16 protein-coding genes are annotated in these 15,246 nt (G+C 63.1%); 11 read left to right on the top strand and 5 right to left on the bottom strand.

Annotated elements, in window-relative coordinates; translation table 11 throughout:
• The first annotated feature begins 29 nt into the window (after positions 1–29).
• Positions 30–1,046 carry a nicotinate-nucleotide--dimethylbenzimidazole phosphoribosyltransferase gene (cobT, locus tag Q8K08_RS18840; RefSeq protein WP_305251245.1) on the top strand — a complete coding sequence of 339 codons (1,017 nt, stop codon included), beginning with the start codon at positions 30–32 and terminating at the stop codon, positions 1,044–1,046.
• A 20-nt stretch (positions 1,047–1,066) separates the two neighbouring features.
• Here the strand turns inward: cobT and Q8K08_RS18835 are convergent, their stop codons facing one another.
• Complete coding sequence (locus Q8K08_RS18835; protein WP_305251243.1) at positions 1,067–4,204, bottom strand: hypothetical protein; 3,138 nt, start codon at positions 4,202–4,204, stop codon at positions 1,067–1,069.
• Positions 4,205–4,377: 173 nt separating this feature from the next.
• On the opposite strand from Q8K08_RS18835, the gene Q8K08_RS18830 reads away from it, so the two are divergent.
• On the top strand, positions 4,378–5,094 hold the full coding sequence (locus tag Q8K08_RS18830) for an SIMPL domain-containing protein (RefSeq protein ID WP_304800688.1): 717 nt from the start codon (positions 4,378–4,380) through the stop codon (positions 5,092–5,094).
• A gap of 58 nt (positions 5,095–5,152) precedes the next feature.
• Here the strand turns inward: Q8K08_RS18830 and Q8K08_RS18825 are convergent, their stop codons facing one another.
• The gene (locus Q8K08_RS18825; RefSeq protein WP_304800690.1) at positions 5,153–6,445 is read right to left on the bottom strand and encodes an O-acetylhomoserine aminocarboxypropyltransferase/cysteine synthase family protein; all 1,293 of its coding nucleotides are present in this window, start codon (positions 6,443–6,445) and stop codon (positions 5,153–5,155) included.
• Between the two features lie 234 nt (positions 6,446–6,679).
• Complete coding sequence (locus Q8K08_RS18820; protein WP_304800694.1) at positions 6,680–7,132, bottom strand: Lrp/AsnC family transcriptional regulator; 453 nt, start codon at positions 7,130–7,132, stop codon at positions 6,680–6,682.
• 75 nt (positions 7,133–7,207) lie between these two features.
• Between Q8K08_RS18820 and Q8K08_RS18815 the strand changes: the two genes are divergently transcribed.
• Positions 7,208–7,801: a LysE family translocator gene (locus tag Q8K08_RS18815; protein WP_304800737.1), complete on the top strand. Its 594-nt coding sequence runs from the start codon at positions 7,208–7,210 to the stop codon at positions 7,799–7,801.
• Between the two features lie 11 nt (positions 7,802–7,812).
• On the opposite strand, the gene Q8K08_RS18810 is transcribed toward Q8K08_RS18815, so the two are convergent.
• Positions 7,813–8,811, bottom strand: coding sequence for a hypothetical protein (locus Q8K08_RS18810; RefSeq protein WP_305251239.1), 999 nt, complete (start codon positions 8,809–8,811; stop codon positions 7,813–7,815).
• Between the two features lie 66 nt (positions 8,812–8,877).
• Between Q8K08_RS18810 and Q8K08_RS18805 the strand changes: the two genes are divergently transcribed.
• The 8 genes from Q8K08_RS18805 (at position 8,878) to Q8K08_RS18770 (ending at position 15,050) form a co-directional block, all read left to right on the top strand.
• A complete protein-coding gene (locus Q8K08_RS18805) occupies positions 8,878–9,294 on the top strand; it encodes a hypothetical protein (RefSeq protein WP_304800698.1) in 417 nt (138 codons plus the stop codon).
• A 73-nt stretch (positions 9,295–9,367) separates the two neighbouring features.
• Entirely contained in the window at positions 9,368–10,330 is a 963-nt protein-coding gene (locus tag Q8K08_RS18800) for a metal ABC transporter solute-binding protein, Zn/Mn family (RefSeq protein ID WP_305251237.1), read from the top strand.
• Positions 10,331–10,351: 21 nt separating this feature from the next.
• Positions 10,352–11,092 carry a metal ABC transporter ATP-binding protein gene (locus Q8K08_RS18795; protein ID WP_304800702.1) on the top strand — a complete coding sequence of 247 codons (741 nt, stop codon included), beginning with the start codon at positions 10,352–10,354 and terminating at the stop codon, positions 11,090–11,092.
• Positions 11,089–11,946, top strand: coding sequence for a metal ABC transporter permease (locus Q8K08_RS18790; RefSeq protein ID WP_305251234.1), 858 nt, complete (start codon positions 11,089–11,091; stop codon positions 11,944–11,946). The genes Q8K08_RS18795 and Q8K08_RS18790 overlap by 4 nt, the downstream gene beginning before the upstream one ends.
• Positions 11,939–12,808, top strand: coding sequence for a metal ABC transporter permease (locus Q8K08_RS18785; RefSeq protein WP_305251232.1), 870 nt, complete (start codon positions 11,939–11,941; stop codon positions 12,806–12,808). The genes Q8K08_RS18790 and Q8K08_RS18785 overlap by 8 nt, the downstream gene beginning before the upstream one ends.
• Positions 12,809–12,837: 29 nt before the next feature.
• Positions 12,838–13,425, top strand: a complete 588-nt coding sequence (hisB, locus tag Q8K08_RS18780) for an imidazoleglycerol-phosphate dehydratase HisB (RefSeq protein WP_304800709.1) — start codon at positions 12,838–12,840, stop codon at positions 13,423–13,425.
• Between the two features lie 69 nt (positions 13,426–13,494).
• On the top strand, positions 13,495–14,133 hold the full coding sequence (gene hisH / locus Q8K08_RS18775; RefSeq protein WP_305251229.1) for an imidazole glycerol phosphate synthase subunit HisH: 639 nt from the start codon (positions 13,495–13,497) through the stop codon (positions 14,131–14,133).
• Positions 14,121–15,050 (top strand): glutaminase, encoded by a 930-nt coding sequence (locus Q8K08_RS18770; protein ID WP_304800713.1) that lies wholly within the window; start codon positions 14,121–14,123, stop codon positions 15,048–15,050. The genes hisH and Q8K08_RS18770 overlap by 13 nt, the downstream gene beginning before the upstream one ends.
• Here the strand turns inward: Q8K08_RS18770 and Q8K08_RS22015 are convergent.
• On the bottom strand, positions 14,975–15,181 hold the full coding sequence (locus Q8K08_RS22015) for an Ada metal-binding domain-containing protein (RefSeq protein ID WP_370870565.1): 207 nt from the start codon (positions 15,179–15,181) through the stop codon (positions 14,975–14,977). The two genes, Q8K08_RS18770 and Q8K08_RS22015, sit on opposite strands and share 76 nt — an antisense overlap.
• Positions 15,182–15,246: the final 65 nt, after the last annotated feature.

Below are 15,246 nucleotides of genomic sequence, written 5' to 3'. Positions count from 1 at the left end.
CATCAACACCTTGCAACTCAGGAACCTTCATGGCCGCGCCCTTTACCTCGCTTGACAGCTTTCGCGGTCTTCTCGCCGCGCAACCTGCCGCAGATACCACCGCTTTGGCGGCCGCCCAGGTGCGCAATGGTCAGTTGACCAAGCCGCCCGGCGCGCTGGGGCGGCTAGAGGATCTGGCAATCTGGCTTGCGGGCTGGCAGGGCTGCGAAAAGCCAAGTGCTACCGCGCCGCAAGTTATTATCTTTGCTGGAAATCATGGCGTTGCGGCGCGGGGTGTATCTGCGTTTCCGCCCGAGGTTACGGCGCAGATGGTCGCCAACTTTCAAAACGGCGGCGCTGCGATCAACCAGTTGTCCCGCACCTTTGGCGCGTCGATGACCGTTCACGCGCTTGACCTTGACCACCCGACCGCAGATTTCACCCAACGCCCGGCCATGACCGAGGCCGAGGTTGTCGCGGCCCTGCTGACTGGCTGGACTGCGGTTGACCCCTCTGCCGATCTGCTGGTGACGGGCGAGATGGGGATTGGCAATACCACCTCTGCCGCAGCAATCGCGGCGGCTTTGCTGGGCGGCGCGGCACAGGATTGGGTTGGGCGTGGCACGGGCGTCGATGACCACGGGCTGACCCGCAAGGCCGATGTCGTGCGTGCCGGGCTCGCGGCCCATGCGCAGTCACTGTCTGATCCGTTGCAGGTGTTGCGCTGCCTTGGCGGGCGCGAAATCGCCGCAATGGCGGGCGCGATTGCGAGGGCGCGGGCAGAACGGATCGCAGTGGTGCTGGATGGGTTTATCTGCTGCGCGGCGGCGCTGGTGCTGCACCAGACCCAAAGCGGCGCGCTGGATCACTGTCTTGCCGGCCATGTCAGCGCCGAGGCTGGTCACGGGCGCCTTTTGGCGGCTTTGGGCAAAGAGCCGCTTCTGAACCTTGGGTTGCGGCTTGGCGAAGGGTCGGGCGCCGCACTGGCGCTTGGCATTGTGCAGGGCGCGGTCGCCTGCCATTCGGGTATGGCCAGCTTTGCAGAAGCGGGAGTCAGCGGCGGCTGACGCGCGCCGCGCCGGACAGCTTATCCGGCTGGCATTGCTAAGGCCAGCATTCGCCCGCCCTTTTGATACCGCACTTCCGAGGCGGTGATGGCCTGAACCTTGCCGCCATCAAGACTGTCACCGACCCGTACTTTGCGGTAGCGGCCATTGGGCTGCCGCACGAGCGCATAGCGCTTCGATTGCGTGCCATAGACCCCGATCAGGTTGATCTTGCCAAGGTTGATGGCATTCACAAACGTAGCCTGTTTGGCGACGTTGGCTGTGGTCGGAATGCGCGGGGCAGTCGATTTTGCGGCGATTTCCGGTTCGTCTTCGGCTTCATGATCTTCAACTGGCGCGGCTTTTGCCGCTGGGGCGGCGGCAGCCACGACCTGCGGCTCTGCGCGGCGGGTTGCTGCGGCGACGGCAGCCTCAACCGCGCGGCTCAGATCACGCGGGCGGGGGGCAGGCACTCGCGAGACGGAAACCGCCAACGGGCTCAGATCGGCGTCTGCGGCGCTGGCCACTGCGGCCTCGACAGACGCGGCCTGAACTGCAAGCGATGCGGCTTCTGACGCCCGGCGGGAAGCTTCGCCTGCTGCAAGAATCGCAGCTGGCCGCAGGCGAGGGCGCAGGCTGGCAAAGCGGCTATCTTCGGCGGGGGCCAAGGATGCGTCGTCATCTGTCGCAGCATCGACGACCAGACCGTCGGGGCGCAGGCGCGGGCGTGCCGCAGAAAGTGTAGGGTCGGCAGAGAAGGTATCGGCAGGCAAGACTTCGGCCTCTGCCACTGAGGGAGTCACTGTCACGACATCTTCTGGCGTTGCAGCGGGTGCTGTGGCCTCGGTCGTGGCGGTTTCAACGGCTTGTGCCTGAAGTGTTGCCGGGCGCGGCGGAGGCACGCGGGCTGGTTTGCCCGCGATAAGCATCACGCCTTCAGGGGTCAGGATACCTTCGGCTGTCGGCACGATCCGGCCATCGGCATCAAATTGATACACTGTCCCGAACGGCGGCGGCGGCATTTGTGCAGCGGGCGGCGCATCGCCCTGTGCGGCAGGGGGTGGCAATGCCAGTGGATCCCTGAGCGATGGTGGCGCATCCATCGCGGCAAGGAAGATTTCGTCCTGATTTGCCGGATCAGGCTGGACCGACACTGCGGCAACATCCTGCACGCCAGTCTGTGGTGCCGGTTCGCCGATGACTGTCGCGGGGTCTGCGGTAGGGTCTGCGGCGGCAAAGTCTTCGGTGCTTGCGGCCTCTTCGGGTGCGGCAACCTCGGTCAGGTCAACATCAACCGCCAGATCATCCGGTTCCTGCAAATCGGCCAGCATTTCCAGTTCAAGATCCTGGCCATCCGCGAGCGCTTCATCATCCACGGTCGCGATCTGCACTGCATCGGCCGGAGCATCAGAGCGCGACAGGTAAAACGATGACCACGCCGCGACCAGCGCCAGAAGCAGCAGCAAGATTCCGGTCAGGATCAGGCCAAGATACCTGGGCTTTCCCCGTTGTGGCATGGTGCGCGCGCTCAGCCCCTTGGCGAGAGCATCCGGAGAGATTGGGGCCTGACGCGACAGCGATTGCGCAGCGGCCTTGACGCTGGCGGTGACTGGCGAGGCATCCATCGGTGCCGAAAGTGTGGCCCCAGGGCCAAGTGCCGATGCGGGCTTTATGGTGATTGCCGGGCCTGCGGCGACACTATTTGCGACGGGTTTCTTTTTGCGCGTGCCCGGAATGCTGGGCGCGGTGACAAGCGAACTAAGGTTGCGCAGCCCCTTGCTAGCCTTGCCCACAACCGACGAAGGTGGTGTCGGCGGATCACCGGGCATCCTTGCCGGGGGCGGCAACGGGTCATCATAGCTGAACTTTGGAGCGGGCCGCGCTGCTGCGGGCCGTTCCACAATCGGTTTGGCCGCTGCCGGGCGTGCGGCAGACGGGGCGACCGGACGCGTTGCAGTGCCAGCCTCGGGCGCTGCGGCGCCACCCAAGGGACGCGGCGCGCCATCGGTCGGGCGTCGGCTAGAAAACGACATCATGGCCGCTGCCGAGAGCGGTGGTGGCAGATCGTCCAACGGAGGGGATAGTCCCGACAAAACCGATGCAGAGCGCGATGTGGGCATCGGCGGCACATCATCGGGCGCGTCTTCCGGCTGCACATCCACCGCCATCGGTGCCTCAACCTCGTCAGGCACCGCCGGGGCGCTCATCGTCGAGGGCTGCGCTGGGGCAGGCGGAACTGGGGCAGTGGCCGCAAAGGGTTGCGGCTCTGGTTCAGAGATCGGTGCCGGGTCTGCCTGCGAAGGGGTAGGATCCGGTTCTGCGACCGGACCTTCCGCTGGCGCGTCGGCCTGCGGCTGCATTTGTGGCAGATCAGGTGCTGGTGCTGGTGGCTCTGGCTGATGTGGCTGGGGCACTTCAGACGGAGGCAGGTCAGGCTGGGGTGCTTCAGGCTCAGGCAGGTCGTGTTCAGGCAGGTCGGGTTCGGGAACTTCAGGCTCTGGCTGATCTGGCGGCGGAAGATCCAACTCAGCAAGGTCTGACTGCGGCACTTTGGGCGCAGGCGCCTCTGGCTCTGCAACAGCCTCGTCGGTTGCGTCTACAGATCCGGGTGCCGCATCTTCTGCCCGACGCATCTCGCGCGCGATGATGGTGACGGGCGCATCGTCCGCTTCGACCTTGTCGCCGTCCGTCAGCAGGCTGGGCGCCAGCGTTGAGGGGCCAAAGAACGGCTCCTTGTCAAAACCACCTTCGGGGCGGGCAACAAATCCGACAGGGTTGAACCGATGTTCGGCTGCAAAGCCCTCGGCCTCGGCCAGCGTTTCACGCGCGACGACGGCCACGGTGACTGTCGGTCCGCTGCCAGTCCAGTCAAAGACCAGCTCGTCCAGCGCATAGGGCGTGCGCCCGTCCAGCGCTGTTTCAATCTGGGCGCGGCGGCTGGTGTCATCTGGTCCGGCGGCATCCACCTGCAAATACAGGATCTGGGATTCCGGGATGATCAGCTTTGTGGCAAGCCCCTTGGGAGACAGGCCCAAAGCGGTCGAGCGCAGATAGTCAAGCGCTGCGCCCAGATCCGGATCGTCAAATGCCACGTTTCCGACATCCATCCAACCCCGAGACGTTCGGTGCAGGAGCGTGATACCGTCTTCGGTCAGATTAAGGGCAAAATTCGGTTTCATGTTCGGCGTCTAGCATGAGGAGACAAGGTGCGGGAACCGTTCCTTGCGGGCTAAGTCTTTCCTACAGCAGCTTTCCGCCGAAAGAAAGAAAAAGCCCCGTGATGCGCCAAGGATCGCCTTGCGGCCCGCGTTCCATGCTTGGAAACTGATCGTAACCATTCGGAGAACATATCATGCGTATCGTGCAAGCCGCCCTGATCGCCACCCTGCTGTCGGCCACAGCGCTTACGGCGGTTCAGGCCCAGACCACCGCGCTTTCTCAAATCCCGGCCCCACAGATCACGGTGACGGGCGAAGGTGTGGTGGACGGCATCCCCGACATTGCCACCCTGTCGCTGGGGGTGACAACCATGGGCGATACCGCCGTCGTAGCGATGGCCGCCAATACTGACGCGCTGAGCGCTGTGATGGCCCGGCTCAAATCCGCGGGAATTGCGGATCGCGATATGCAGACCACCAACCTGTCGATCAACCCGAACTGGTCTGGCTATGACAGCGGCCAGCGCCAGCGGATCGACGGATATACAGCATCCAACCAGTTGACGGTGCGCATTCGTGACCTTGACGGTCTGGGCGCGGTGCTGGATGCCGCGATTCAGGATGGAGCCAACACATTGAACGGATTGAGCTTTGGTCTGTCCGAGCCGCGCCCCGCCATGGACGCCGCCCGCAAAGCGGCGGTTGAAGATGCCCGCGCGCGCGCGACATTGCTGGTAGAGGCGGCCGGGGCGACGCTGGGCCGGATTGTGTCGATCTCGGAAGGCGGCGGTTACAGCGCGCCTCAGCCGATGTTCCGCCAGGCCGCCGAAACTGCAGGGGCGGTGCCGGTCGCGGCGGGCGAGGTCGCCACCAGTGCCAGCGTCACAATCGTGTTCGAGATCACGCAGTAAGCGCTTATCGCTGCCTGCCGGGCGCTCCTTGCGGTGCGCCCGGCAGATTCGTTCAGTTTCAAGCGGTTGCCTTGTCCATCGCCTGATCCAGATCAGCGATGATATCGGCCAGATCCTCGATCCCGATTGACAGGCGCACCACATTCGGCCCGGCCCCAGCCTTGATCTGTTCGGACTCTGCCAACTGACGGTGGGTGGTAGAGGCCGGATGGATCACAAGGCTGCGCGTATCGCCCAGGTTGGCGACATGGCTGAACAGCTTCATGTTGTCGATCAGCTTGACGCAGGCGTCATAGCCGCCCTTCAGCCCAAAGGTGAACAAAGCGCCTGCACCCTTGGGGCAGATCCGCGGAATGCGGTCGGCATAGGGGCTGCTCTCCAGCCCGGCATAGGTGACCATCTCCACCCGTGGGTCGGCCTCCAGCCATTTTGCCACTGCCATTGCGTTCTCGACATGGCGCTGCATCCGCAGGCCAAGCGTTTCAATGCCCATCAGCGTGTAATGCGCGCCTTGCGGGTTCATCGTCATGCCCAGATCACGCAGGCCCACCGCGATGGAATGGAAGGTGAACGCCATCGCCCCCAAGGCCGGATGGAACGCCAGCCCGTGATAGGCAGGTTCGGGCTCCGACAGGGACGGAAACTTGCCGCTGGCCGACCAGTCGAATTGCCCCGAATCGACCACCACACCCCCGGTGACGGTGCCGTTGCCGGTCAGGTATTTGGTGGCCGAATGCACCACCAGCGTCGCGCCATGTTCGATCGGTTTGCACAGGTACGGCGTGGCTGTGGTGTTGTCCACGATCAGCGGCAGGCCAACGCGGTTTGCAATGGCCGAAATTGCATCGAGATCGGTGATGTAGCCGCCCGGATTGGCGATGGTTTCGCAGAAAATCGCACGGGTATTGTCATCGACCGCCGCCTCAAGCGCCGCCAGATCGTCGAAATCGACAAACTTGGCCGACCAGCCAAAGCGTTTGATGGTCTGGCTGAACTGCGTCAGCGTCCCGCCATAAAGCCGGGTCGAGGCGATGATGTTCAGCCCCGGCCCCATCAGCGGAAACAGCGCCATGATCTGCGCCGCATGCCCCGATGAGCAGCAGATCGCACCCGCGCCGCCCTCCAGTGCGCAAACCCGGTTGGCCAGCGCCGATACGGTCGGATTGGTCAGGCGTGAGTAGATGTAACCTACTTCTTGCAGATTGAACAATTTGGCGGCGTGATCCGCGTCGCGGAACACATAGGCCGTGGTCTGGTAGATCGGCACCTGTCGTGCGCCGGTGGCCGGATCAGGCTCGGCCCCTGCATGAATGGCCAAGGTGTCAAAGCCAAGCTTCGGTGAATCGGTCATGTCGTGTCCCCCCTATGGATGTGGCCAGACGCTACCGCCGAACGCCGCCGTCATCAACCTGCGCTCTGTGCGAACCTGTCTGAAGACCCCCTGCGCATTGCTGCTTTTGAAATACTCCCGCCGGAGGCGTCGCGACGGCGGCGGCAGCGTGTCGCCTCACGTGAAGCGATGCGTTCGTGACGCGGGCGCTCGCCTCCGGCGGGAGTATTTTAAAAGCAGCAATTACCTTTGCCGTCAGGCGCGCTGGTCTTTCGGACTGCCCATGACCACAAAGGTCGTGATCGACCGTACCTGAGGCAGCACACCCAGAACATCGGTGTGCCAGTGCTTATAGGCGGATAGATCCGCCGCCTCGACACGCAGCAGATACTCGACCGTGCCCGTCACATTATGGCATTCGGTGACTTGTGGTGCGCGGGCGACGGCGCGTTCAAACGCCTCTTGCGATTCTTTGGTGTGGCTGTTCAGCCCGACGGAGACATAGGCGATAAACCCCAGGCCCATGGCCGATGGGTCCAGTACTGCGCGGTAGCCCTTGATCACACCTTGGCGTTCCAATTCCTGCACACGCCGCAGTGTGGCCGAGGGTGACAGGCCGATGCGGGCGGCAAGGTCCAGATTGGATTGCCGGCCGTCTCGGGTCAGTTCGCGCAATATCTTTTGGTCTGTACTGTCAATCTTCGTCATTTGTTGTGCAGATTGTCGCTTTTCACCGCAAATAGCAACTTCATGCGCCGGAGTTTGTGGCAAACAACGCAAATGATGACCCTTGATCTGTTGACCGCCCTTATCGGCTTTGCCTTTGTAACCTCGGTGACGCCGGGGCCGAACAATATGATGCTGCTGGCCTCGGGTGCGAATTTCGGCTTTCGCCGCAGTGTGCCGCATATGCTGGGGATCAGTCTTGGCCACGCGTTGATGGTGTTTCTGGTGGGCATGGGGTTGGCACAGGTATTTGCCGCGATGCCATTGCTGGGGCTAGGGCTGAAAATCGGTTCGGTTGTCTATATGATTTGGCTGGCGTGGAAAATCGCCCATGCCGCCGCCCCGCAAGAGGGCAGTGTCGGTGGGCGTCCGTTCAGCTTTCTGCAAGCGGCCGCGTTTCAATGGGTGAACCCAAAGGCCTGGGCGATGGCGCTGACGGCGGTGACCGTTTACGCGGCGGGGCAAAGTAGCGCGGCGATGTTGACTGTGGCGGTGGTCTTTGCGCTTGTGAACCTGCCGTCGGTGTCGGTCTGGACCGTCGCGGGCCAGCAGTTGCGGCGCTGGCTGACCACCAATCGACGATTGCAGGTGTTCAACTGGACAATGGCGGTGCTGCTGGTGGCCTCGCTTTGGCCGGTGCTGCGGCTGTAGCGCAAACGGATTTAACGCAGCCACAGCCCTTCGCGTTTCAGCGTGTTGCGGATCACCTGTTCGCGGTGCGGCAGGTCAGCGCGGTCAAACAGCCCGCGCGCGCGGCGGCCCTGATTTTGATAGACCATCGCTTTGACCGGGGCATAGTCGCGCAGCACCCGGCGCAGCGGCTGGTCCTTGGCCACCGCTTCCAGCACCTCTACCACGCGGTCACTTTCGCGCGCATAAAGCAGCGGCAGGGTGCGGTAGTGGCAGGTTACCTCGCCATCCAGCCCCGCCAGACCGGGGCCGGGCCGACCGCCATCGAATGAGTGGATAACCAGCGGCAATGCCACCTGATCTAGCCAGGGATTCAGTTCCTGCAACACCAGTTCCACGGGGCGGTCATCGCGGATCGACCGGGCATAGCTCAGAAACCGCGCCCCAAAACGCCGGGGGCTTTCGTGAAAGAACCAGCCCGCGTTGAAATACAAATAGCGCTGCCAGTATTCATCGGGTTTGCTCAGATCGAGCGAGGCCGCAAAATCCAGCCCGAACCGGTTGTAAAGAGATTTCCAGATTGCCTCGTAGCCGGGGCCATAAAGCTCTATCCGGGGCCATGTGCCTTCGCGCCGCATGCTGGCCGAAGGGCGCGTGAAATCCAGATCCAGCGTTGTCAGGTCGCCGGTAATCAGGGTGTCGGTGTCCAGAAACAGGAACGGCGCTTCCGGCAGGGCGGCGAGCGCCTCGATCTTGTTGCCAAAGGGGTAGTCCTGGCCGAATGCCTGCGACTCGAACGGCACAATCTCCGCCCCCAACCCCTCCAGCGCGGCGCGTGCATCGGCGCTCATGCGGGGGTCGGTTTTCCACAATGATCCCGGTTGCGGCTCGCAGATCACCAGTTTGCCCGCAAAATCCGGGTTGGTCAGGCGCAGCGACCCGGCCAGTAAAATCGCCTCATATTGCAGGCGACCGGCCTGACCGATGGCCATAATGGTAAAGTCTTGCTGGGTGGGGGTGGTGTCGGGCATCATTCTTCCCGTGAACTGGTTGATGGGTGTTTACTGGGAAATCCGGCACAGAAAAAGGATAGTATGATGAAAAAGCGAAAGCTGTTGTTGCTCTGCGCCGTCCTGGCGGGGCCTGCCTTTGCACAAGGCTTCGTGACTGCCGCCGAGGTAAAGCCGATCTTGCAGGCCACAAAGGCCAACTGGGTGGCGCTGCGCGAATATGATGGCAATGATCTTTTGTATTTCACCCATCTGGAAAGCTGGCGCTGCGGGCTGTCAGAGGTGCGGTTTTCGGTCAATTCGACCGCCGCCGCCGCCATGCCTTGGGACATGGAGCCCTGTTATGAAGACGAGGCCCAGCCCAATGCCATGAAGCTGGATGGCCGCTTGCCCTACACCGTTCTGCCTTTGGGGATGGCTGCGACCGTCTCTGTCGTGGTGATTTATGATGACGGCAGCGAAGACCGGATGGACTATGAGCGAAAGTCGATTTTGCTGCCTTGAGGCACCGCTCCAGTTTTGAGAATGGTTCGCAATTAATTTGACATTGCGACTAATTCGCATATGTTCCTGCTCAATGGAACAGCCAAGGCAGGGATCAAGACATATGCTGGCGCGACGCAGTTTTCTGGGGCTGATGGCGGGTGGCTTTCTTCCGTCGGCGCCTTTTGCCGCGACCCCGTCTATCGTGGCCACCACCGGCATGATTGCGGACGCTGCCCGCGAGATGACGGGCCTTCCGGTTACTGCATTAATCGGGCCGGGGATGGACCCGCACGGCCACCGGCCAACCCGCAGCGATATTCTGACCCTGTCGCGCGCCGATCTGGTGCTGTGGCACGGCCTGAACCTAGAGGCGCAATTTGCCACGCTCATGGCGGGCTTGTCGCAAAAAACCACCGTTCTGGCCGTGGCCGAGGCATTGCCTGCTGATCTTTTGCTTTCAGACCCTGATTATCCCGACCGTCCCGATCCGCATGTCTGGTTTGATCCGGTGCTTTGGTCGCAGGTCACGCAGGCGATGGAGCCTACGCTTGCCGATTTTGCACCGGATGTGGCGGCAAAGGGGGTGGCATACCGCGAGTCTGTCGGCGCCATAGGATTTTACGCCAAGAAGGTGCTGGACACGATCCCGGCAGAGTCGCGGCTTTTGGTCACCGCGCATGACGCTTTTTCCTATTTCGGCCGCGCCTTCGGATTGGAGGTGGCGGGCGTGCAGGGCATTTCCACCGACTCTGAGGCGGGTCTGTCGCGCATTGCTGCACTGGTCGATCTGCTGGTCAATCGCCGCGTGCCCGCGGTGTTTGTCGAAAGCTCTGTGTCAGACCGTGCGCTGCGCGCCCTGATTGAGGGGGCTGCGGCCAAAGGACATGCCGTTCGCATCGGGGGCGAGTTGTTTTCGGATGCGATGGGGCCGGAAGGCAGCTATGAAGGCACCTGGTTTGGCATGATGGACCACAACGCTACCACCATCGCCCGTGCCTTGGGTGGCAATGCGCCAGAGCGCGGGGCTTTGGGGGTTTTAGGTATGAATGGTTAAAGATTCCGGGGGAATTGGCTGATGCAGGCCGGGGCTGAGGCGGCACTACAGGTGCAGGGCCTTACACTACGCTACAACGATGTGCTTGCCCTTGACGGTGCCAGCGCCACGTTTCCCTCTGGCAGCATGACCGCCATCATTGGACCGAATGGTGCAGGCAAATCCACATTCCTGAAATCCGTGCTTGGTCTGGTCGAAGCCGAGGGGCAGGTCAGCGCCTTTGGCGGCCCGGTTGCGAAAGTGATGGCCCGCATCGCCTATGTGCCGCAGCGCGCCGCAGTGGACTGGAGCTTTCCGGTCCGGGTGATCGACGTGGTGCTGATGGGCTGCTACCGAAAGACTGGGCTTTTGGGCCGGATCGACCGACGGATGACGGCGCATGCCATGGCGGCGTTGGCGCGTGTCGGCATGCAGGATTTCGCCCGTCGCCAGATCGGCGCACTGTCGGGTGGGCAACAGCAACGGGTATTTCTGGCTCGGGCTTTGGCACAGGGGGCTGACCTGATTTTGCTCGATGAACCCTTTGCCGGGGTCGATGCCGCGACCGAAGCTGCGATTATCGGCGTATTGAAGTCCTTGCGCGATGGCGGTGCGACCATCATCGCGGTGCATCATGACCTGTCCACCGTTGCCGCCTATTTCGACCGTGTGCTGCTGTTGAACCGCCGCACCGTGGCCGAAGGCGCTGTGGCAGAGACCTTCACCCGCACGGCTTTGGCTCAGGCCTATGGCCCGGCCCTGATTCTGGACCCCGCCGCATGATCTGGCAGGCGCTACTGCTGCAAGGTGGCTATAACGCAGCATTGGTAAGCATTGGCGCGGCGCTTTTGGGGGCATCCGCCGGGGCTGCGGGGGCATTCCTGACACTGCGCCGCCGGGCGCTGATGTCAGACGCGATGGCCCATGCGACACTGCCGGGGATCGGTCTGGCCTTTCTGGCCATGGTGGCGCTGGGCGGCGATGGCCGCTTTCTGCCCGGCTTGATGCTTGGCGCGGCACTGACCGCCGCTGCTGGGCTTTGGGCGGTGCAGCGGTTGGCCCGCCAGATGCACGAAGACGCGGCCACAGGGGCGGTTCTGGCCAGCTTTTATGGCGCAGGCATCGTTCTTCTGACGCTTATTCAGGGCCTTGGCGCTGGGCGGCCGGCGGGGCTTGAAACCGTGCTTCTGGGATCCACCGCCGGAATGTTGCGCGCCGACGCCTTGGTGATCGGTTTTGGCGGTCTGGCGGTCACCTGTGCACTTTGGGCGCTGAGCCGACCCTTGGCGATGGTGGCCTTTGACCCGCTGCACGCCCGGATGATGGGCGTCAACCCGCGCCAGATGGATGCCGCACTCATGGCACTTGTGCTTGCTGTGGTGCTGGTGGGGTTGAATGTAACCGGGTTGATCCTGATCGTGGCGCTTCTGGTCACCCCCGCCGTCTCGGCCCGGATGTGGAGTACGACCGTCACCGGCACGGCCTCTGTGTCTGCGCTGATCGGGGCGGCGTGCGGCTACTTCGGTGCGGCGATCTCGGCCTCTGTTCCCGATCTGCCCACCGGTCCGGTGATTGTGCTGCTGGCGGCGGGCGTCTTCGTGCTGACGCTGCTGATCCGGGGGCGCGCTGATGGATGAATTCCTGTATCTGTCGCTGCCGCCCATGGTGATCGCTTCACTTGCCGCCATCGCTTGCGTGCTGCCCGGCAACTTCCTTTTGCTTTCGCGCCGCGCCATGCTGGGCGACGCAATGAGCCACGTGGTCCTGCCCGGCATCGTCGTGGCCTTTCTGTTGACAGGATCGGGCAGTGGCGTGGTGATGGGGGCAGGGGCGCTTGCCGCTGCGGGGCTGTCGGCAGTCATGATCGAATGGGTCACCCGACGCGCCGGGATAGAGCCGGGGGCCGCCATGGCCGTGGTTTTCACCACAATGTTCGCGCTGGGCGTGGTGCTGTTGGAAACCACCGGCACCTCGGGCGTGCACCTTGATGTTGAACACGCGCTATACGGCAATCTGGAAAGCCTGATCTGGCTGGGGTCTGCGCCACCGGAACTCTTGCGCCTGACCCTCATCGCCGCGGGCCTTGCTCTTGCGCTCCGGCTGGTCTGGCGGCCACTGGTGCTGGCGACATTCGATCCGGTCTTTGCGCAAACCCAAGGGGTCCCTGTGGCGTGGCTGCGCGCAGGGCTGACCGCCGCCACCGCCTTGGCCGCGGTCGCGGCGTTCCAGGCCGTCGGTTCGATCCTCACCATCGCCATGCTGATCTGCCCGGCGGCCACGGCGCGCCTGCTGACCCGCACATTGCCAGCTCAACTTGCAGTCTCGCTCGGCTTTGCCATCGCTTCGGCCCTCTTGGGTTACGTCCTCGCCGGCTATGCGCCGTTATGGATCGGCCTGCCCTTCACGCTCTCCGCCTCTGGCATGATCGCCACGGTCTCGGGCCTGATGCTGGCTGCTGCCGCGCTGATCGCTTCCCAACGCGCCCGCGCCGCCCTATAAGGCCGCAAACCCACAGCGAGGGCACCCCGATGCGCACCGCCGAAATTACCCGCAAGACCGCCGAAACCGAGATCACCGTCTCGATCAACCTCGACGGCACTGGTCAGTATGACGTGAAGACCGGCGTTGGGTTTTTCGACCATATGCTCGACCAACTTGCCCGCCACGCGCTGATCGACATCACGTTGCGCGCCAAGGGCGACATGCACATCGACGACCACCACACGGTCGAGGATTGCGGCATCGCGCTGGGACAGGCCCTGGCCCGCGCGCTTGGCGATAAAACCGGCATCAGCCGCTACGGCCACTTTGTACTGGCGATGGACGACACCCAGATCAGCTGCGCGCTTGACCTCAGCGCGCGGCCTTTTCTCGTCTGGAACGTCGATTTCCCAACTGCCAAGATCGGCACGTTTGATACCGAACTGGTGCGCGAATTCTTCCAGGGGCTCGCCACCCACGGCGGCATCACCCTGCATGTCGACCGCGTCCACGGTGTCAACAGCCACCACATTGCCGAGGCCGCCTTCAAATCCGTCGCCCGCGCCCTGCGCATGGCGGTAGAGCCAGATCCGCGCATGGCAGGCCAACTCCCCTCCACCAAAGGCGCACTCTGATCCATTTTCTGTTCTTAAATATCCCCGCCGGAGGCTCCCACGCTTCTGCCGGGAGCAAGGGTCAAGACCATGCTCACCGTCCTCGTCGATTACGATAGCGGCAACCTGCACTCTGCCGAAAAGGCCTTCCAGCGCATGGCGGCCGAAATCGGCGGCGGCGACATCCTCGTCACCTCGCGCCCCGAAGACGTGGCCCGCGCCGACCGTATCGTGCTGCCAGGGGACGGCGCTTTCCCGTCCTGCCGTCGCGCATTGGGCGAATACGGCGGGCTGTTTGAGGCGATCGAAGAAGCGGTGACCAACAAGGCCCGTCCCTTCATGGGCATCTGTGTTGGCATGCAGATGATGGCGACATGGGGGCGAGAGTATACAGATACACGCGGCTTTGACTGGGTGCCGGGTGAGGTGGTCAAGATTGCCCCCGCCGATCCGGGCCTGAAGATTCCGCACATGGGCTGGAATGATTTGGTGATCGACCACTCTCACCCGATTCTTGCCGGCATCGAAACTGGCGATCACGCCTATTTCGTCCATTCCTACCACTTTCGCGTGGCCGACCCGGCCCATCGCCTCGCCCATGTCGATTACGCGGGCGACATCACCGCCATCATCGGGCGTGGCACCATGGTCGGCACTCAGTTCCACCCAGAGAAATCGCAAAGCTCTGGCTTGCGCATCATTGCCAATTTTCTGCAATGGAAGCCCTGAGCCCGGCTGATCTTCAGCCAATCCTTGACGAAATCGCACATGCCATGGCGAGCGCCACCGATAGGGGCGAGCCCGCGACCTATATCCCTGAACTTGGCTGCATCAATCCCGACCAGTTTGGGATCGCGCTGTGCCTGCCGGGGGGGCAGGTGCTGCAGGCAGGGGACGCCGCCACGCCGTTCTCTATCCAGTCGATTTCCAAGGTCTTCACCCTCGCCATTGCGCTTGGCCGACTTGGCGACAGTCTGTGGAGCCGTGTCGGGCGGGAACCGTCTGGGCTGGCCTTCAATTCCATCGTTTCGCTGGAGCAGAATAACGGCATCCCGCGCAATCCCTTCGTGAACCCCGGCGCCATTGCGGTCACCGATGCGATCCTGCACGGACTTCAGCCGCGCGATGTTCTGGCCGAGTTGCTGCGGTTTTTACGCACTGCCGCCGAAGACAATGACATTCACATCGACAAAGACGTGGCCCTGTCTGAATTGGCCCATGCGCATCGCAATATAGCCATGGCAGAGTTCATGGCCGCCCATGGCAATCTGCAAAATCCCAGTGCGCTGACCATCGGCACCTATTGCCATCAATGCGCGGTAGAAATGTCATGTGTGCAACTGGCCCGCGCAGGGCGGTTTCTGGCGGGGTTCCCGGATGCGGCCCGCCTCGTTTCTCCGGCCCGCGTGCGCCGGATCAACGCGCTGATGCTGACCTGTGGCCATTACGATGCCTCGGGTGATTTCGCCTACCGTGTTGGCTTGCCGGGAAAATCCGGGGTGGGTGGCGGCATTCTTGCCATTGCGCCCGGCCGCGCCAGCATCGCCGTCTGGTCGCCGGGTTTGAACGCTCAGGGAAATTCCAAACTGGGGGCCGAGGCGATGGAGCATCTGGCCCACGCCACCGGCTGGTCGGTTTTCGGCTGACCACCACATCGCTTGCAGGCCCGGAAACCGGCGGCCTGCGCAGCCTCCCGGCTGTCAAAAAGCCGCGCATTCCGGCGTAACGGCGGGCGCGCGGGGCAACCAAAGCAGCACACCACCCCGGTCGTGACCACAGCGTAGACCCCGCCCCGGTGCCGCCGCGCCAGCAAATCTGCCCAATCCTGATCGGTCACGTCTT

It is taken from the genome of Pseudotabrizicola sp., from assembly GCF_030684215.1.
Lineage (GTDB): Bacteria > Pseudomonadota > Alphaproteobacteria > Rhodobacterales > Rhodobacteraceae > Pseudotabrizicola.
Note: the sequence above shows the minus strand (reverse complement) of the source record. Positions and strands in the feature narration are given on the sequence as shown.